The sequence below is a fragment of the Citricoccus sp. GCM10030269 genome (assembly GCF_042665635.1).
Classification (GTDB): Bacteria; Actinomycetota; Actinomycetes; order Actinomycetales; family Micrococcaceae; genus Citricoccus.
Window position 1 is genome coordinate 58,336 of record NZ_JBHTCV010000002.1, and the last position, 19,118, is coordinate 77,453.

Annotated in this window: 15 protein-coding genes; 8 read left to right on the forward strand and 7 right to left on the reverse strand. The window is 68.2% G+C overall.

The annotated features are described in order from the left end of the window. Nucleotides 1–18: 18 nt before the first annotated feature. On the reverse strand, nt 19–648 hold the full coding sequence (locus ACFQQD_RS03335; protein ID WP_378087484.1) for a GntR family transcriptional regulator: 630 nt from the start codon (nt 646–648) through the stop codon (nt 19–21). 201 nt (nt 649–849) lie between these two features. On the opposite strand from ACFQQD_RS03335, the gene glyA reads away from it, so the two are divergent. Genes glyA through ACFQQD_RS03365 form a run of 6 tightly spaced genes read left to right on the forward strand, consistent with a single transcriptional unit; the run spans nt 850 to nt 8,730 of the window. Then, nucleotides 850–2,211: a serine hydroxymethyltransferase gene (gene glyA, locus ACFQQD_RS03340; RefSeq protein WP_378086216.1), complete on the forward strand. Its 1,362-nt coding sequence runs from the start codon at nt 850–852 to the stop codon at nt 2,209–2,211. Beyond that, nucleotides 2,211–3,428: a sarcosine oxidase subunit beta family protein gene (locus ACFQQD_RS03345; protein WP_378086218.1), complete on the forward strand. Its 1,218-nt coding sequence runs from the start codon at nt 2,211–2,213 to the stop codon at nt 3,426–3,428. The genes glyA and ACFQQD_RS03345 overlap by 1 nt, the downstream gene beginning before the upstream one ends. Before the next feature lie 11 nt (nt 3,429–3,439). Next, nucleotides 3,440–3,733, forward strand: a complete 294-nt coding sequence (locus tag ACFQQD_RS03350; RefSeq protein ID WP_378086220.1) for a sarcosine oxidase subunit delta — start codon at nt 3,440–3,442, stop codon at nt 3,731–3,733. Next, the gene (locus ACFQQD_RS03355) at nt 3,730–6,654 is read left to right on the forward strand and encodes a sarcosine oxidase subunit alpha family protein (protein ID WP_378086222.1); all 2,925 of its coding nucleotides are present in this window, start codon (nt 3,730–3,732) and stop codon (nt 6,652–6,654) included. Before ACFQQD_RS03350 ends, ACFQQD_RS03355 begins: the two co-directional genes overlap by 4 nt. After that, nucleotides 6,623–7,345, forward strand: a complete 723-nt coding sequence (locus tag ACFQQD_RS03360) for a sarcosine oxidase subunit gamma (protein WP_378086224.1) — start codon at nt 6,623–6,625, stop codon at nt 7,343–7,345. The genes ACFQQD_RS03355 and ACFQQD_RS03360 overlap by 32 nt, the downstream gene beginning before the upstream one ends. Next, the gene (locus ACFQQD_RS03365) at nt 7,345–8,730 is read left to right on the forward strand and encodes an L-serine ammonia-lyase (protein WP_378086226.1); all 1,386 of its coding nucleotides are present in this window, start codon (nt 7,345–7,347) and stop codon (nt 8,728–8,730) included. The genes ACFQQD_RS03360 and ACFQQD_RS03365 overlap by 1 nt, the downstream gene beginning before the upstream one ends. Before the next feature lie 107 nt (nt 8,731–8,837). Here the strand turns inward: ACFQQD_RS03365 and ACFQQD_RS03370 are convergent, their stop codons facing one another. The 3 genes from ACFQQD_RS03370 to ACFQQD_RS03380 all read right to left on the reverse strand — a co-directional run bounded on the left by ACFQQD_RS03370 (nt 8,838) and on the right by ACFQQD_RS03380 (nt 14,177). Then, nucleotides 8,838–11,336, reverse strand: a complete 2,499-nt coding sequence (locus tag ACFQQD_RS03370) for an FAD-dependent oxidoreductase (RefSeq protein ID WP_378086228.1) — start codon at nt 11,334–11,336, stop codon at nt 8,838–8,840. A 61-nt stretch (nt 11,337–11,397) separates the two neighbouring features. Then, nucleotides 11,398–12,879, reverse strand: coding sequence for a flavin reductase family protein (locus ACFQQD_RS03375; protein ID WP_378086230.1), 1,482 nt, complete (start codon nt 12,877–12,879; stop codon nt 11,398–11,400). After that, entirely contained in the window at nt 12,876–14,177 is a 1,302-nt protein-coding gene (locus ACFQQD_RS03380; protein WP_378086232.1) for an SRPBCC family protein, read from the reverse strand. The genes ACFQQD_RS03375 and ACFQQD_RS03380 overlap by 4 nt, the downstream gene beginning before the upstream one ends. 159 nt (nt 14,178–14,336) lie before the next feature. Here ACFQQD_RS03380 and ACFQQD_RS03385 point away from each other — a divergent pair, with 159 nt between their 5' ends. Both ACFQQD_RS03385 and ACFQQD_RS03390 read left to right on the forward strand, forming a co-directional pair. Then, nucleotides 14,337–15,269, forward strand: a complete 933-nt coding sequence (locus ACFQQD_RS03385; RefSeq protein WP_378086236.1) for a LysR family transcriptional regulator — start codon at nt 14,337–14,339, stop codon at nt 15,267–15,269. A 189-nt stretch (nt 15,270–15,458) separates the two neighbouring features. After that, on the forward strand, nt 15,459–16,331 hold the full coding sequence (locus tag ACFQQD_RS03390; protein WP_378086238.1) for a potassium channel family protein: 873 nt from the start codon (nt 15,459–15,461) through the stop codon (nt 16,329–16,331). Between the two features lie 145 nt (nt 16,332–16,476). On the opposite strand, the gene ACFQQD_RS03395 is transcribed toward ACFQQD_RS03390, so the two are convergent. The 3 genes from ACFQQD_RS03395 to ACFQQD_RS03405 form a co-directional block, all read right to left on the reverse strand. Further along, nucleotides 16,477–16,995: a DUF421 domain-containing protein gene (locus tag ACFQQD_RS03395; protein ID WP_378086240.1), complete on the reverse strand. Its 519-nt coding sequence runs from the start codon at nt 16,993–16,995 to the stop codon at nt 16,477–16,479. A 179-nt stretch (nt 16,996–17,174) separates the two neighbouring features. Further along, nucleotides 17,175–17,585 carry a four-helix bundle copper-binding protein gene (locus tag ACFQQD_RS03400; protein WP_378086242.1) on the reverse strand — a complete coding sequence of 137 codons (411 nt, stop codon included), beginning with the start codon at nt 17,583–17,585 and terminating at the stop codon, nt 17,175–17,177. A gap of 157 nt (nt 17,586–17,742) precedes the next feature. Next, the gene (locus ACFQQD_RS03405) at nt 17,743–19,116 is read right to left on the reverse strand and encodes a pyridoxal phosphate-dependent aminotransferase (protein WP_378087486.1); all 1,374 of its coding nucleotides are present in this window, start codon (nt 19,114–19,116) and stop codon (nt 17,743–17,745) included. Between the last annotated feature and the right edge of the window lie 2 nt (nt 19,117–19,118).

Consider the following 19,118-nt stretch of genomic DNA (forward strand, 5'->3'; position numbering starts at 1 on the left):
AAAGCAGACGAGGCAGACCTACAGCGCCGCACGGATGGTCGTCTCGAAGTGCTTCATGTGCTCTTGCGTGATGGCCGCAGCGTCGTCCGGACGGCCGTCAAGGATCGCCTCCAACAGCGCCACGTGCTCGCGGATGTGTTCCGCGATCTCCGGCAGTCGGCCCAGCACCAGGCGCCAGATACGGGTGGCGAGATTGTCCAATCGCACCAGTGTCTCCTCGAGGTGCTTGTTCCCGGCTGCGGCGTAGATCAGGCGGTGAACCTGCAGGTCATAGGCGAGCAACTGATCCAGGTCGTCCCCGGAGACGACCTCGGAGATATTCGAGATGTCCGAGGCCAGACGCTCGAACACCTCTCGGTCCAGTTCCAGATGGTTCTTCGCGGCCTTGCGTGCGGCGAGCGGCTCCAACTGCCGGCGCATTTCCGAGATCTCCGTCAGGTCGGCGATGTCCACCATGGTGGCGAAGGTGCCCCGTCGTGCATAGGAGACCACCAAGTGGTCCGTCTCGAGCCGCTTCAGCGCCTCCCGGATCGGGGTCCGCCCGAACCCCAGCTCGTCAGCGATCCTCCCCTCGTTGATGGGCTCACCGGGGGCGATCTCCAACATGATCAGCCGATCTCGGAGCGACGTGTAGGCGCGCTCCGCCATCGACTCCCGGACCTCGACGACGACGCTCACGCGAGCCACCTTCCCTCTCTGCTTCCTGGTCCCATTGCTCCTCCACCCTCCGGTCAACGCCGGCGGAAAAATCCCGTACCGCCACACCGTTGACCTGCCTGTGACGATCATCATACTCTTGATCCCACACTGGTATATCAGTTGACGAACATAGATCTACAAGGAGGCGGCATGACCGAGGCACTGGAACAGACGTCAGCGGTCCCGCAGGAACTGACAGCGACCCTGGCGGAACTTGATCCGGAGGTCGCGGCGGGCATCGACGCCGAGCTCTCCCGCCAGCGCGAGGGCCTGGAGATGATCGCTTCGGAGAACTACACGGCCGCGGCCGTCCTCCAGGCGCAGGGAAGCGTGCTGACCAACAAGTACGCCGAGGGCTACCCGGGGCGCCGGTACTACGGCGGCTGCGAGCACGTGGACACGATCGAGCAGCTGGCCATCGATCGGCTGACGTCCTTGTTCGGTTCCGCCTACGCCAACGTCCAGCCGCACTCCGGTGCGCAGGCCAACGCGGCGGCGATGCACGCCCTCCTCCAGCCCGGCGACACGATCCTGGGCCTGGACCTGGCCCACGGCGGTCACCTGACCCACGGCATGCGCCTGAACTTCTCCGGTCGCCTCTACCACGTGGCCGCCTACGGCGTGGACGCGGAGACCCAGCGCGTGGATTACGCGGAGCTGGAGCGCCTCGCCGTTGAGCACCGGCCTCAGATGATCATCGCCGGCTGGTCGGCCTATCCTCGCCAGCTCGACTTCGCTGAATTCCGGCGCATCGCCGATTCCGTGGGGGCGTACCTCATGGTGGACATGGCTCACTTCTCCGGGCTCGTCGCCGCCGGCCTGCACCCCTCGCCGGTGCCCCACGCCCACGTGGTCACCTCCACCACGCACAAGACCCTCGCCGGCCCGCGCGGTGGATTCATCCTCACCAACGACGCCGACCTGGCCAAGAAGGTCAACTCGGCCGTGTTCCCGGGCCAGCAGGGCGGTCCGTTGGAACACGTGATCGCCGGCAAGGCCGTCGCTTTCAAGATCGCCGCCACGGAGTCCTTCCGGGACCGTCAGCAGCGCACCCTGAAGGGCGCCTCGATCCTGGCCGAGCGCCTCACCCAGCCCGACGTCGCCGCTCGCGGCATCCGCGTGGTCTCCGGTGGCACGGACGTGCACTTGGTGCTCGTGGACCTCAGCCAGTCCAAGCTCGACGGCAGGCAGGGTGAGGACCTCCTGTCCTCGATCGGGATCACCATCAACCGCAACGCGGTCCCGAACGACCCACGCCCGCCGATGGTCACCTCCGGTCTGCGCATCGGCACCCCCGCCCTGGCCACCCGCGGATTCGACACCGAAGACTTCGTGGAGACGGCGGAGATCATCGCCGCGGCCCTCGTGGCCGGAGCATCCGACGGCGGCGCGGAGGCCTCCGTGGTCGAGGATCTGCGTGGCCGGGTGGACGCGCTGGCCGCTGCCCACCCGCTCTACCCGCACCTCGGCTCGCACCGCGATGAGCACCTCTCCCCCGTGGGAACCCTCTGATGGCGGACAAGCTTCCGGAGCACCCGGACTTCCTCTGGCACAACCCGGACCCGAAGCCCAGCTATGACGCGGTGATCGTCGGCGGCGGCGGCCACGGCCTGGCCACCGCGTACTACCTGGCCAAGAACCACGGCATGACCAACATCGCCGTCCTCGAGCGCGGCTGGCTGGCCGGCGGCAACATGGCGCGGAACACCACGATCATCCGCTCCAACTACCTGTGGGACGAGTCCGCGGCGATCTACGAGCACTCCCTCAAGCTGTGGGAAGGGTTGCCGGAGGAGCTGGAGTACGACTTCCTGTTCTCCCAGCGCGGCGTGATGAACCTGGCCCACACTCTGCAGGACGTGCGGGAGTCGCGGCGGAGGGTCAACGCCAACGTGCTCAACGGCGTGGACGCCGAGTGGCTGGACCCTCAGCAGGTCAAGGAGCTGTGCCCGATCGTCAACATCGGGGACGACATCCGCTACCCGGTCATGGGGGCCACCTACCAGCCACGCGCGGGTATCGCCAAGCACGACCATGTGGCCTGGGCCTTCGCCCGCAAGTGCGACGAGATGGGCGTGGACCTGATCCAGAACTGCGAGGTCACCGGCTTCGTCAAGGACGGCAACCGGGTGGTCGGCGTGGAGACCTCCCGCGGCCGCATCAACACCGGCAAGGTCGCCCTCGCCGCTGCCGGCCACTCCTCCGTGCTGGCCGAGATGGCCGGCCTCCGGCTGCCCATCCAGTCCCACCCGCTGCAGGCACTGGTCTCGGAGCTGTTCGAACCGGTCCATCCCACCGTGGTGATGTCCAACCACGTCCACGTCTACGTCTCCCAGGCCCACAAGGGCGAACTCGTCATGGGGGCCGGCGTCGACTCCTACAACGGCTACGGACAACGCGGCTCGTTCCACGTCATCGAGGAGCAGATGGGCGCCGCGTGCGAGCTGTTCCCGATCTTCGCCCGGGCCCACCTGCTGCGCACCTGGGGCGGGATCGTGGACACCACGTTCGACGCCTCGCCGATCGTGTCCCCGACGCCGATCGACGAGTTGTACGTGAACTGCGGTTGGGGCACCGGCGGCTTCAAGGGCACCCCGGGCGCCGGGTTCACCTTCGCCCACACCATCGCCACCGGTCAGGCCCACCCCCTGAACGCCCCGTTCGCCCTCGACCGCTTCGAGACCGGACGACTGATCGACGAGCACGGCGCCGCCGCCGTGGCCCACTAGGAGTAAGTGCCATGCTGCTGATCGACTGCCCCGAGTGCGGGCCGCGCGACGAGACCGAATTCCACTACGGCGGCCAGGCCCATGTGCCGTACCCCGCCGACCCGTCCGCGCTCACCGACCGCGAATGGGCCGAGTTCCTCTTCTATCGGGAGAACCCCAAGGGCCTCTTCGCCGAACGCTGGAACCACTCCATCGGCTGCCGCAAGTGGTTCAACGCCCTGCGGAACACCGCCACCTACGAGTTCGCCGCGACGTACCGGATGGGCGAACCCCGCCCGGACGCCCCCGAAGGAGGCACCGCATGAGCGCCCACCGTCTCGAGCCCGGCAACGGCCGCGGCCACGGCATCGACCGCCGTCGTACGGTCACCTTCACCGTCGACGGCCGCACCCACACCGGGCACGACGGCGACACGATCGCCAGCGCGCTGATCGCCTCGGGACGCCTCGACTGCGGACCGTCGACGTACTTGGGCCGGCCGCGCGGCATCCTCACCGCCGGCGTCGAGGAGCCCAACGCGCTCGTCGAGGTCGCGGCACGCTTCCCCGGTCACGCAGCGGAGTCGATGCTGCCGGCCACCACCGTTTCCATCGCCGAGGGGATGAACGCCCGCTATCTCTCCGGGCTCGGCCGGATGGACCCCACCCCGGATGAGGCGTTGTACGACCACAAGTACGTGCACACCGACGTCCTCGTGGTCGGCGCCGGACCGGCCGGCCTGGCCGCCGCCCGCGAAGCCGCGAAGACCGGCGCCCGCACCCTGTTGATGGACGAACAGCCTCGCCCCGGCGGCTCCCTGCTCTCCTCCGCAGGCGAGACGATCGACGGCGGCGACGGCCTCGAGTGGGCCGAGTCCACCATCGCCCGGCTCGCGCACGCCGAGGACTTCACCTACCTGCCGCGCACCACGGCCTTCGGCAGCTACGACGGCAACTACGTCGTCGCCGTGCAGCACCGGACTGACCACCTGCCGGCGCGCGATCGTCCCGGGGTCTCCCGGCAGCGCGTCTGGCACGTGCGGGCCTCCCAGGTGGTCCTCGCCACCGGCGCCCACGAGCGGCCGGTCGTCTTCGCCAACAACGACCGTCCCGGCATCATGCTCGCCGGCTCCGTCCGCACGTATCTCAACCGGTACGCGGTTGCCGCCGGCAGCGACGTCGTCGTCGCCACCACCAACGACTCCGCCTACGCGCTCGTCGAGGACCTGGACGCGGCCGGCATTGCCGTCGCGGCCGTCGTCGACTCCCGGATCGAGGTCTCTCCGGAGGCCGCTCGGGTCCAGCAGGCCACCGGAGTCCGCGTCCGCTATGGCTCCGCCGTCGTGGACACCGCCGGTGACGGTCCCGCAGGACGGATCAGCGCCGTCGTCGTCTCCGCCCTGGACGCGGCCGGCAACCCGACCGGGGAACGCGAGATCATCGAGACGGATCTACTGGCCGTCTCCGGCGGCCACTCCCCCGTGGTCCACCTCCACAGCCAACGCCAGGGGCGCCTGCGCTGGTCCGACGAGCTCGCGGCCTTCGTCCCCGCGGCCCCCGTGCAGGATCAGCAGATCGTGGGCGCCGCCCACGGTTCCTACGGTCTGGCCGAGGCACTCGCCGAGGGCGCCGACGCCGGCCACCGTGCCGCCCAGCGCACGCACCGCAGCGCGCCGCTGGTGATCCCCGCTGCTGAACCGGTGCCTTCCGGGCCGATCCGGCCACTGTGGCTGGTGCCCGGAACGGAGGGCGAGCCGCACGAGTGGAACACCCATTTCGTGGACCTGCAACGGGACCAGACCGTCGCCGACATCCTGCGTGCCACCGGCGCCGGCATGCGCTCCGTGGAACACGTCAAGCGCTACACCTCCATCTCCACCGCCAACGACCAGGGTAAGACCAGTGGTGTCAACGCCATCGGCGTCATCGCCGCCGCGCTGAATGGCAGCGGCGACGGCGGGCCGAGCCTCGGCGAGGTCGGCACGACGACGTTCCGTGCCCCGTACTCCCCCGTCGCCTTCGCCGCGTTGGCCGGCCGCCGTCGTGGGAAACTCGCGGACCCCGCCCGCCTCACCTCCATCCATCCCTGGCACGTCGCCCACGGAGCGGAGTTCGAGGACGTCGGACAGTGGAAGCGCCCCTGGTACTACCCGCAGCCGGGCGAGGACCTGGACGCCGCGGTGCTCCGCGAGTGTGCGGCCGTGCGCGAGTCCGTGGGCTTCATGGACGCCAGCACTCTGGGCAAGATCGAGATCCGCGGCGCGGACGCCGGCGAATTCCTGAACCGCATCTACACCAACGGCTTCAAGAAGCTGAAGCCGGGCATGGCCCGCTACGGCGTGATGTGCACCTCGGACGGCATGATCTTCGACGACGGCGTGACCCTGCGCCTCGACGAGAACCGCTACTACATGACCACCACCACGGGCGGGGCCGCGAAAGTCCTCGAATGGCTCGAGGAATGGCACCAGACCGAGTGGCCCGAACTGGACACCGTGTTCACCTCGGTCACCGAGCAGTGGAGCACCATCGCCGTGGTCGGCCCGAAGTCTCGCGAGGTGGTGTCCCGGATCTGCCCGGACCTGGACGTCGCCCAGGAGTCCTTTCCGTTCATGGCGTTCCGCGAGACCACCCTTCCCGGAGGCATTCCCGCCCGGGTCTGCCGGATCTCCTTCTCCGGCGAGCTCGCCTTCGAGATCAACGTGGACGCGTTCTATGGGCTCAGCGTCTGGGAGCGCGTGGCCGAGGCCGGGGCTGAGTTCGACATCACCCCGTACGGCACGGAGACCATGCACGTGCTGCGCGCCGAGAAAGGCTTCATCATCGTCGGCCAGGACACGGACGGTACGGTGACCCCACAGAATGCCGGCATGGACTGGGTGGTCTCGAAGCACAAGGAGTTCATCGGCAAGCGCTCCCTCGCCCGGGCGGACACGGCCCGGGAGGATCGTCGGCATCTGGTCGGCGTCCTGCCCGTGGACCGGTCCACCCGGCTCGACGAGGGAGCACAGTTGGTCAACGCCGGAACACCCATCACACCGCAGGACGGACCGGTCCCGATGATCGGTCATGTCACCTCGTCCTATCAGTCCGCTGCTCTCGGCCGCCCGTTCGGCCTGGCGCTCGTGGACAGCGGGCGCCATCGACTCGGTGACGTGGTTCAGTCCCCGGTCGACGGCGCCCTGGTGGACGTCGAGATCACCTCACCAGCGCTGTATGACCCCGAAGGGAGCCGTCGAGATGGCTGACACCATGATGATCGCCTCCGATGCCGCCGAATCCGAGTCCTCCGCGAACAATGCCGCCGCGGCCACCGAGGTGGACGCTCTACGCGTCTCCCCGGCCGCCCACTTGGCCGAGATGATGGCCGCGGCCACCGTGGAGGGCGAGCGCTCCGTGGCCCTGCGTGAGATCCGCTTCGCCGTTCAACTCGGCGTCCGAGTGCTGCCGGGCACCCCGGCGTCGGCCGCCGTCGAGGCCGCCCTGGGCCTCGCCCTGCCTCGTCACCACGGCGAGGTGACCGGCGATTCCGGCGGACTGCACGGCCTGTGGTTGGGACCGGACGAGTTCCTCGTGGTGGACGTCTCCCGCCACCAACGCCCCGGGGACTCGGATGCCGCGGCAGCGGCGCTGGACGGCACCCAGGGTGAGGCCAGCCTGCCGGGACAGGTCCTGGACCTCTCGGCGAATCGCACCATCCTGGAGCTCTCCGGGGCCAGTGCCCGCGCCGTCCTGGAGAAGGGCTGCCACTATGATCTGCATCCGCGCGCCTTCGGCGTCGGGATGGCGATCGCCACCCAGCTCGGGCCGGTCCCGGTGATCCTGCACCGTTCCGGCGATCGAGAGTTTCGGCTGTATCCGCGGGCGTCGTTCGCGGACTATCTGGTGCATTGGTTGCTAGATGCCATGGAAGAGTTCGCAGCAGAGGAGGTCCTCTGATGGCTCTCAGCGTTCTGGACCTGTTCTCCATCGGCGTCGGCCCGTCCTCCTCCCACACCGTGGGACCGATGCGGGCCAGCCGGCGGTTCACGCAAGAGCTGACCGACGCCGGTCTCCTGGACTCCGTGGCGCGGGTGAAGACCGAGCTGTTCGGCTCCCTGGGGGCCACCGGCATTGGACACGGCACGGACTTCGCGGTGGTGGCCGGGCTCAGCGGGCACGATCCCGAGACCGTCGTCGCCGACGCGATACCGCAGATCGTCACGGCCGCCGTCGAGAATCGCCGGTTGCAGCTCGCCGGGGAGCGCGAGATCACCTTCGACCGTGCCAAGGACGTGGTCATGCATCGCCGGCGGTCCCTGCCCGGTCACCCCAATGCCTTGCGGATCACGGCCTTCGACGGTGACGGTGGTGTGGTCGCCGAGGGCGAGTACTACTCGGTCGGCGGCGGATTCGTCGTCTCGGCGGACGAGCTCGGACAGTCTCTGTCCGAACCCGAGGCGGCCGAGCCCTACCCGTTCAGCAGTGCAGATGAGCTCCTGCAGCGGTGCCGGGAGTCCGGGCTGTCCATCGCCGGCGTCATGCGCGCCAATGAGCTCACCCGGCACTCCGAGGAGCACTTGCGCTCCCAGTTGCTGCGCATCTGGGAGGTCATGCGCGAATGTGTGGAGAACGGCTGTACCCGCACAGAGGAGACGCTGCCCGGCGGACTGCGCGTCCGGCGTCGTGCCCCCGCTCTGCGTGAACGACTGCGAGCCGATGCCACGAACCGGTCCCTGCAGGGCGACCCCCTGGAGGCCATGGAATGGGTGAACCTTTTCGCGCTGGCCGTGAACGAGGAGAACGCCTCCGGCGGGCGGATCGTCACCGCCCCCACCAACGGGGCGGCCGGCATCATCCCCGCCGTCATGCACTACTACCGGGAATTCGTCCGTGGGGCCTCGGATGAGGCGATGGTGGACTTCCTGCTCACCGCCGGAGCGGTGGGCATCCTGTTCAAGACCAACGCCTCGATCTCCGGGGCCGAAGTCGGGTGCCAGGGTGAGGTCGGTTCGGCCTGCTCCATGGCGGCCGCCGGACTGTGCGCCGTCCTCGGCGGGACCCCGGAGCAGGTGGAGAACGCCGCGGAGATCGGACTGGAGCACAACATGGGCCTGACCTGCGATCCCGTGGGCGGACTCGTGCAAGTGCCCTGCATCGAGCGCAACGCCATCGCCTCCGTCAAGGCCGTCAACGCCGCCCGGCTCTCGGTGCGCGGGGACGGGCAGCACCGGGTGAGCCTGGATCAGGCCATTGCCACCATGCGCCAGACCGGCGCGGACATGAAGTCCAAGTACAAGGAAACCTCGCGCGGCGGCCTGGCGGTCAACGTCATCGAGTGCTGAAACTCCCCAGGCGCAAAGTGACGACACCCCGTCCGTTGGGACGGGGTGTCGTCACTTTGCGCCTCGAGTGGGGGCGGGCAGTCGGCGTCAGTCAGGGGCAAGCGCGGTCAGCCGCGCAGTCTCGTCATCTCCGGGTCGTAGAGCGGATCGTCCACCACGGTGGCCGCGATCCGGCGCCCGAGGTACTCGATCTCCACCGCGTCACCGGTGTCCACCCGGTTCGGCAGCCACGCATAGGCGATCGGCTGGCGCACGGTGTATCCGTAGGCAGCACTGGTGACGTAGCCGGAGGCCTCGCCGTCCACGTACACCGGTTCCTTGCCGAGGACCACCGAGGCCCCGTCGTCGATGGTCAGGCACCGCAGGCGCGTGGTCGCTGCCGCGGCCCGCTCCGCCAGCGCGCTCTTGCCGACGAAATCATCCATCTTCGTGGCCTTGACGGCGAACCCCAGTCCGGCCTGTTCCGGCTCGTGTTCACTGGTCATGTCCGCCCCGAAGGACCGGAAGCCCTTCTCCAGGCGCATCGAGTTGAAGGCCCCGCGGCCGACGGCAATGACCCCGTGCTCCTGGCCCGCCTCCCAGAGCACATCCCAGAGCCGGTGCCCGACGTCGGCCGAGGCATAGAGCTCCCAGCCGAATTCGCCCACGTAGGACAGGCGCATGGCGGTCACCGGGATGCCGCCGATCGAGATCTCCTTGGCACGGAAGTACTTCAGCCCCTCCTTGCTCAGATCGTCGCGGCTGACCTTCTCCATCACAGCGGCGGCGAGTGGTCCCCAGAGGCCGATGCAGCAGGTGCCGGGGGTGATGTCCCGGACGGTGACCCACTGGGCCGGGTTCTCCTCGCTCTGGTGGCGTGCCATGCGGGCGAGATAGGCCAGGTCCACGTTGGAGTTCACGCCGGCCTGATACGACTGCTCGGACAGGCGGGCGACCGTGATGTCGCTGGTGATGCCGCCGGCCTCGTTGAGGAGAAGCGTGTAACTGACGGCACCGGGCGCCCGCATCATGCTCGACGTCGTCAGGCCGTGCAACAGGGAGCCGGCGCCCGGTCCGGTGATCTCCAGACGCTTGAGCTGGGTCATGTCGAACAGGCCCACAGCGGTCCGGGTCTTCCAGACTTCGGCCGCGGCAATCGGGGAGTGGAATTGGTCGGACCAGGTGTCACGCTCCGGGGCGGCCCATTCGGCGGGCAACTCCTCCAACAGGGCGGCGTTCGCCTCGAACCAGTGTGGGCGCTCCCAACCGCCGCTTTCCAGGAAGAACGCGCCGAGGGCCTTCTGCTGCTCGTGGAAGGGGCTGACTCGCACGTTGCGCGGGGAGAGCCGCGGCTCCAAGGGATGGCGCACGTCGTAGATCTCGACGAAGTTCTGCTGCGAGGTCTCGGAGACGTACTCGGGCGTGGTCTGCACGTCCTCGAACCGGTTCAGGTCGCAGTCGGACAGGTCGACACTCGACTGCCCGGTCGCGATCAGTTCAGCGACGGCCTTGGCGATGCCCGCACCGTGCGTGACCCAGACGGCCTCGGCCGCGAAGAAGCCGTCGACGTGGCGGGATTCGCCCACCAGTGAGCCGCCGTCCGGCGTGAAGGAGAAGATGCCGTTGAATCCGCGCTTGATCTCGGTGCTCTTCAAGTCCGGGAGCAACTCCCGGCTGGCCTCCCACTCTCCCGCGAAGTCCTCCGGGGTGAAGGGCAGGGACGAGGGCATCTGCTCGCCCGTGATGTCCTCCGGCCGGTAGGCCGGCAGAGTGTCGAGATCGACCGGCATGGGGCGGTGCGCGTAGGAGCCGATCCCGATGGTGTCACCCCACTCGCGGTAGTACAGGTCCCGGTCCTGGTAGCGCAGGATCGGCCGGCTGGCACCGTTGGGCAGCTCGTTGACGCCGGCCAGGGACGGAACCGATGTGGTCCACGCGAACTGGTGGGCCAGCGGCAGCAAGGGGATCTCGGTGCCGACCATCCTGCCGAGGTTCGGCCCCCAAAAACCGGCGCACGAAACGACGACGTCGGCCGGGAACCGCTCCTCGCCCGCCACGACCGCGGTGACCCGGCCCCCGGACTGCTCGATGTCGGTCACAGTGGTCCGGTCGCGGAACTCGACGCCGGCGGCTCGAGCCCGCTCGATGACCAGCTGGGTTCCTTTGGCGGCCAGCGCCAGGCCGTCCCCAGGGGTGAAGAGCCCACCGAGCGGCATGTCCGGGTTGAGCAGGGGGAAGAGCCGGAGACACTCGTCCGGGTCAACGACGTGGGCCTCCACTCCGTACGAGCGGTTCCAGCCCGCGCGGCGGTGCAGGTCCTGCAGGCGCTCTTCGGTGGTCGCGATCTCGAGTCCGCCCACGGGCAGGAAAGAACCGCGGCCGTCCGCATCGGTCAGCGAGGTCAGCTTCTCGATCGTGTACTGGGCGAACGCCGTCATCGACTTCGATCCGTTGGAGGAGAAGACCAGTCCGGGCGCATGAGAGGTGGAGCCGCCGGGAATCGTCAGCGGCCCCTGCTCGAGCACGAGGGTGTTGGCGTGTCCGAGCTGGGCGAGCTCGTCCGCGAGGTTCGCGCCGACGATGCCGGCTCCGATGATGACGACCCGGGGAGAGGGGTTATGCCTCATTGATCACTCCTTAGTGTGCTGACGGCGATGTGCTGACGGCCTGCCCGGCGTCCGGTGTGGCCTAGGCGTCGACGACCAGGTCGGTCTGCGCCGTCGAACAGCACGGCAGGAACTTTCCGGCGTCGATCTCGCGAGCACGGATGCCGCCCTGGTGGTTCATGTCCACCTCGCCACTGATCTTGACGACCTTGCAGGAGCCGCACATGCCCTCCCGGCAGTTCGCGCCGATGCGCACGCCGGCCTCCCGGGCGGCGTCCAGGACGTTCGCCTGCGGGTCGATGCGCACGTTCAGCCGGGTGCGCAGGAACGACATCGTCAGGCTGCCCTCTCCGACCACCTCGAAGGTGGACGGGTCGACCGGCCCGGTCGTGTTCGCGGCCGCTGGGCTCGGGGCTGGGCTCGACGGCGGCGGGCTCGATGGCGCCGCACTAGAGGGTGCCGGGCTCGACGCGGCCGACGCGCCGCCGTCGTTCTTTGAGTCGTTCTCTGAGGTATTGAGTTCCGCGATCCGGTAGAGGTCCAGCGCGCCCGTGACCGGATTGACGACTTCGGCCGGGGCCTCCTCGGCAGCCTCCCGGGCGGCCTCTCGGGCGGCGTCCTGTGCGGCGGCCATGTCCTCGGCGATCCCGCCGGCGAGGGCCACTTCCTCCCGATACTCGAGCACGGTCTCGTGGGTGCCCGAGAAGGACTCGATGAAGATCGACGTGTCGTCCACGCCCACCCTGCCCAGCAGCTCCGCGGCGACGTCGATGTACCCCTCCGGACCGCAGGCGAAGACCTTGCGCCCATTGGCATCGGGGACCACGGTGTCGATCATCTCCGCGGTCAGCCGTCCGACCATGCCCTCCCAGGTGCCGGGGACGCTACGGTCACCCAGCGAGTAGTACACGGTGATCCGCGAATCGACGGCGGCCAGGTGCTCGAGTTCACGCGAGAACGCGAAGGTCCCTGGCGCGGCCCCGTGATACAGCATGATCACGTCGGCATTGCCCGGCAGGGAGTGGATCGTCCGGATCATCGACATCAGCGGGGTGACGCCGGAGCCGGCCGCCAGGAACAGGTAGCGGGCTCGGCGGTCGTAGTCGGGCAAGTGGAACGCCCCGACCGGGCCGAGCACCTCCAGCACGGCCCCGGGCCGGATGTTCTCGTGGATCCACGGTGAGACCGTGCCGCCCTCCTCGCGCTTGACCGTGATGGCGAACGTCCACGGCTCCGTCGGGGCGCTGGAGAGTGAATAACTGCGGTTGACGGGCTCGGCGTCCGGACCGTGCACGGGGAAAGCGATATTGAGGTACTGACCGGAGCGGAAGGCCAGCGGCGCGCCGTCGACCCGGCGCATGACCACCGTCAGCATGTCCCCGGCCTCGGGGATGGTCTGAACGCACTCGGCGTGAAACTCCTGCGGATACCAGGGATCCAGCGCCGTGGCCGCCGCCGCGTAGGGCAGGTCGGCGGAGGCCTGGACCACCCGGTTCCACGGCATCTCCAGGCCCCGGACGCGCCGGACCTCCGGGATCGTGGTGAGGGTGGTGCTGACGGTCATGCCACGTGCTCACGCATACGCTGGGTGTACCAGTTGATGAATGCCTCGACCTGGTACTCGCTCTTCATGTAGGGGCCGGGCTCGTAGGCCGGGCTGTAGGCGCCTTGTTGGCACATCTCCACGAAGTTCTTGTCCTGCAGGTTCGTCTGCTTCCACGTGTGGGTGAGCGTGTCCACGTCGTAGTCCACGCCCTCGACGGCGTCGTCAGCCACGAGCCAGGTGGTGCGCACCAGCGTCTGGTGCTCGTTGATCGGGAACGCGGCGAAGGTGATCACGTGGTCGGAGAGCAAGTGGAACCAGGAGTTCGGCTGCAAGTGCATGGAGCAGCGGCCCAACCGGAAGTCGCGCAGGTCGCCCAGCAACTTCTTGGACAACCGGCGGCCGGAGGCGGAGAAGGACTCACCCGCGCCGTCGAGCGGCTCACGGGAGATGCGGATTCCGGTGACGCGGGTGTCGAGTTCCTCGACGACCTCAAAGGGAAGTCCATAGCGGGTACAACGCCCCCGCAAAGCGTCCTCGGCCTCGATGTTGCGGTTCCAGACGTCCTCCAGATGGGGCGGGACGATCTCCTCGGAGAGCCCCCAGGTCGGGAAGAGTGAGCAGGCCAACTCGGGGTGGCCATCACAGTGGTAGCACTCGCGATTGTTCTCCATCACGAGTTTCCAATTGCCCTCCTCGATGATGTCCTGTTGGTAGGCCACCCGAGAGCTGGCGATCTCATGGGGGGCGAGGTACGGCTCGAAGATCCCCGCCACCTCGTCGAAGTCGGCGGGCGGCTCGTCCGCCAGGCAGACGAACACCAACCCGGCGACGACCCGTCCATGCGCCTTCTTCAGCGCGAAGCAGGCTTTGTCGAAGGACGTCTCTCCGGGGGACGAGGCGTGGATCAGGTCGCCGTCGGGCGAGTAGGTCCAGGAGTGGTAGCCGCACACCAGGTTGCCGGTGGAGCCCGCTTTCTCCGACAGGACCCGAGCGCCGCGGTGGCGACACACGTTGTGCAGGACATTCACGCCCTCCTCGGTGCGAAGGACGATCAGGGAGTACGGACCGTAGTCGACGGTGACATAGTCACCCGGCTCCGGGATCTCGGCGAGGCTCGTGGCGAAGAGCCAGTGCCGGCCGAAGATGCCCTGCATGTCCGCGGCGAAGATCTCGGGATCGGTGTAGAACGGGCCCTCCAAGGAGTAGCCGGTACGGCGCTCTTCGAGCAGAAGGCGCAGTCGGGCCGTCTGATCCTCGGTGGGAGCGGCGGCGAGGCGGCCGCGGCTGCTGGTGCTGGGATTCACGGCAAGGGTCACGGTACTGACTCCTCGAGTCTGCGGAGTTCGGGGTGATGCTGCGGACCGGACGGGGGCGAGTCCGTTGCGGAACTGTGATCAATGACACGTCGATCGTAGAGTTCGGAACGTTGCAATAAAAAGCGCGAATATCAGGCGTTAACCGTGCAGAATCAGTGCATGATCGATCGACGCATCCTGACCCTCCGGACCTTCGCCTCGTGTGGCAGCATCGCGGCGACCGCGGAGCTCACCGGATACTCCCCATCTGCCGTCTCGGCGCAGCTCCGAGAGCTTCAGCAGTCGCTGGGCATGCGCCTGCTGCTGAAGGAAGGCCGCGGATTACACCTCACCGCGACCGGCCGGTATCTCGTCGAGCAGACGGACGGTCTGGTGGAGGAGTGCGACCGCATCACCTCGACCATGGCGTCCGTTGCCGGGTCCACGCCCATCGAGTTCGGTCTCGGCGGCTTCTCGACGGCGGCGTCCAGCCTGCTCGTCCCGCTGGCGGCGGATCTGCGGGTTTCGCAGCCGCAGGTCACCGTGCGAGTGGTCGAGGCGAGCCCGTCGCGCTGCCTGGACCTTCTCCTCGCGGAGCGGATCGATCTCGCCGTGGTGGTGGCCACCGAGGCTGATGCCGACGTCGGCTCCGATTCCCGCGTCGAGGAGACGGCGCTGCTCGACGACCCGCTGGACGTCATGCTGCCGTTGGAGCACCGGCTGGCCGAAAAGCCGTCCGTCTCGCTGCAGGAACTCGTCGGGGAGGTCTGGATCACGGACGCACCGGGCACCGCCTACCGCGCGCTGTTCACTTCCGCGTTCACCGCGGTCGGCGTGAATCCGAAAGTCCAGCACGAGGTGACCGAGTGGGAGACGACGACGGCCCTCGTCGGGGCCGGGATGGGCCTCGGCCTGGTGCCGCGTCTGGCGAGTCTGGCGGGCGCCGAGAACGTGCGGCGCGTGCCCATTGCGGGGCCGGCCCGGCCGACGCGGCGAATTATCGCCGCTGCGCGTCGGGGCACCGCGACCGCGCCCATTATCGCCGCTTCCCTGGCGCAGCTGAAGGATGCCGCCCGGCGTCTGCTCTCGGAGCGGCTGGCGGAGAATCCCTAGCCTCGACGCTCGATCAGCGACTCCTCGCTGGCGCGTTCTCCGACGCGCGCCTGGCCGGGATCGATGAGACCGACGATGGGCCGTACTCTGGCTGCAGACCGTCAGCTGTTCAGCGACTGAGGGCCTCGTGGCCTGAGGCACCGTGAGCGACGGTCGTCATGAACGATTGATCGCGAACGGAGACGACGCATGGACGTGGCGCTGACCCTGGCCGGGATAGTGGTCATCGTGCTGGGCCTGCGGGACATGTTCCACAGTCTGCTGCATCCGGAAGGGCAAGGGACGTTGAGTCACCTGGTCCTCGCGGGCATCTGGCGAGTCTCCAGGCTGCTGCGGCACCGCTTCGGCTCGGCTTCCGGCCCAGGCGGCATGGTCGCCGCCATCCTGATGTGGGTGCTCCTGCAGTCCGTGGGCTGGGCCTTGATCTACCTGCCGAGGATTCCTGAAGGATTCAGCTACTCGGGCGTGGATCCAGCGCAGTATCCGGACTTCGCCCAGGCGCTCTACATGTCCTTCACCGCGCTGTCGACAGTGGGCTTCGGTGACGTGGTCGCCATCGACCCCTGGATCCGCCTTGCCTCGCCACTGCAAGCGCTGACCGGTTTCGCGCTGTTGACGGCAGCCCTGACCTGGTTCACCCAGGTGTACCCGCCGCTGGCACGCCGTCGGGCCTTCGCCCTGGAAATGAGGAACCTGCACCGGGCCGGATACGTCGAACGCCTGGGCGAGCTCGAGACGACGACGGCGTCCGGGCTGCTGGACGGATTGGCCCGGCACGCAGAACTCGCCAGCATCGATCTCATCCAGCACTCCGAGAGCTACTACTTCGTCGAGATCCATGACGACCTGTCCCTGGCGCGCCAACTCCCCCGTGCCCTGGAGTTCCGGGATGCCGGCCACCAGAGCCAGTCGCCCGACGTACAGCTGGCTGCTGAGCGCCTCTCGTTTTCCCTCGACCGCCTCGGAAGCGCTCTGGACAAGTTCCTCGTGGAGGCCGGTGACGATCTTGAGTCGACGTTCTCGGCCTACGCTGCCGACCACGAACGCTCGCACGCCTCCTGAGACGGGGTGACGACCCAGCAACGGCACGTTGAGGGCCGAGCTCGGTTGAGGGACCCAGCCAAACGGACCACACCCGGTGATGTAGCGCCGGGTGCGGTCCGCATGACTGGGTCTCACCAGATTCGCCGAACCAGCACGACGCCGGTCAGCCGGCTTCCGGCCCGCCCACACCTTTCAGGGCAGATCCGTTGCCATACTGGCTTTCCGGAATGACGCTGAGCTTGCCACTGGTCTCCAGCACCACCGCCTTCACCTGAGCCAGATCCCCGATGCCCTGAGATCGCACAGCTTGACGCAGCTCGGATTCGGTGAGGCGGTTCCGTCGCAGCTCGTCGTGCTGAATCCGGCCCTCGATCAGCAGCAACGCCGGCCGCGACGTCAGCGCTGTGCGGGTTCTCGGCCAATGCGCCGAGAGGGACGCCACCAAAAACTGCAATCCGGCCAACAGGGCCAGAGCCGTCAGCCCCTCGGCCAGGGACACGTCCGAACTGAGCAGAATCGTCGCCAGAGTGGAGCCGAGGGACACTGTGACCACAAAGTCGAAGGCGTTGAGCTGTCCCAGGGTTCGTTTGCCGGAGACCCGCAGCACCACCACCAGCGCCGCGTACGCGGCTGCGCCGACAAGGACAATACGCAGCAGATCGAACCACGAGTCAAACCACATTCGGGACCCCTGCCCGCGGCGGAACCGGCCACCGGTCCATTGATCTGGCCGGCCACCGGTCCGTTGATGGGCCGAGCCGGACGTGGGACCCAGTCAAACGGACCACACCCGGTGATATAGCAATGGGTGCGGTCCGCACGACTGGGTCCTCATCAGATTCGCTGAGCTTGCCGCTGGTCTCAGCCGAGAGAGGCCAACAGATCCGAGCAGGCTTGCTCACAGCGACGGCAGGCCTCTGCGCAGACCCGGCAATGCTCGTGCATCTGAGCATGGCTTTCACATTCCTCGGCGCAGCCCTGGCACGCGGCGCGGCAGGCCTCCACGAGCGCTCGGGTGACCTGGGCACTGTCACCGGTGCGGCGAGTGAGGACCCGGCCGGTGGTCAGGCAGATGTCGGCGCAGTCCAGGTCCGTGCCGATGCACACCGTCAACTCGGCGACCTTGTCCTCGGCCAGGCAGGCGTCGGCACAGGCGGTGCACGTCTGCGCACACTCGAAGCAGGCCTCGATGCACGCGGCCAGCTTGTCTTTGTCCACCGAACCGAGGTCCTTCGGATACGTCTCCAACATCGTGCTTACGTGATGGGTCATCGAGAACTCCTTCATCGATCGGAATGTCAGTCAGTACGGCTGGAATCACCGTCGGAACCGCGGTGGGGCCCGTGCTGATTCGCTGGCCGCATGGCCGACCGTAAACCGCTCAGCGGAGCCGAGTGAAGACCTCACTGGTGGGCGCAGTTGCTCAGGTCTAACCCCGCTGGAAGGCGACAATCCTCTCGATGCCGGCGGCGACGGCGTCGTACCCGGCGGCGAAGGACAAGCGCACGTACTTCTCCCCGTTGGCGGTATCGAAGTCTGTGCCCGGCGTCAGCGCCACATGCGCGCCTTCGAGGAGGGCTTCGCAATAGGCGGTGGACGTGCCGTATGTGGCCAACATGGCCTCACCGGGCTGCGCCCAGAAGTAGAAAGCGCCATCGGCCGGGGCAGCGTGGGTCCAGCCCAGGCGATCCTGGTTCTCGAGCAGCAAGGCACGGGCGCGAGCGAAACCGGCGACCTGCGCGTCGCACTCGGCATAGGAGTCCGCCGAGAAAGCCTCCACCGCGGCATACTGCGCCGGCGCTGGAGGGCAGAGGGAGACGGATCCGGACAGGCCTCCGACGGCCGGCACCAGATCTTCGGGCATCAGCATCCAACCGATGCGCCAGCCCGGCATGCCCCAGTACTTCGAGAACGAACTGATGACGATTGCCTCGGGCGAGTACTCCGCCGCGCAGACCCCGCGCGCGTCCTGAGGTCCACCGGGAACGACGTCGGCCGTGCCGCCTCCCGTGTCGCGTACCGCGCCTCCTACCGCGCTGCCTCTCGCGCCGCCTCGAGTCTCACCTGCCGTGTCGGCGTAGGTGATGCCGTGGTAGATCTCGTCCGAGACCAGCCGTACCTGGTGCTCTCGGCACCACGTCGCCAGCTCCTCCATTTCGTCACGGGTGACCATGGTGCCGGTCGGGTTGTTCGGCGAGGCGAGGATGAGCCCGGCCAGGGGCCCGTGCCGGGCTTCCGCCTCGTCCAACAGCGCGGGGGTGGGCTGAAATCGCACCTCGGGGCCGGCATCGAGCTCCACCACCTGGCACCCGAGCGCGGAGAGGATGTTGCGGTAGGCCGCGTACCCCGGGCGGGCCAGGGCGACCCGGTCCCCCGGGTTGAACGCGCAGAGGAATCCGGCCATGAACGCTCCGGACGAGCCGGTGGTCACAGCCACGCGCCGAGGGTCAATCTCCACGCCGTACCACCGTCGGTAATGCCCGGCGATGGCCTCCCGCAGTTCGGAGATACCGAGGGTGGACGTGTAGTTCAGCGGGCGACCGGAGGCATGCACCTCGGCGGCCTTGGCGCTGACCGCGGCGGGTGCTCCTCCGCTGGGCTCGCCGGCACACAGACTCACGACGTCGGCCCCGGCCGCGCGCAGTTCCGCCACCCTCCCCAGGATGGTCATCACCTGGAAGTCGGGTACCTGCGAGCGCGATGACGGCGCGAGGGACGGCCTGGAGACGGGAGTGCCCGCCGGGAGGAAGTCAGGAGTGATCGGCGAGGTGTCGTGAGGGTCGTTGTGGCGCGCGCGGGACATCA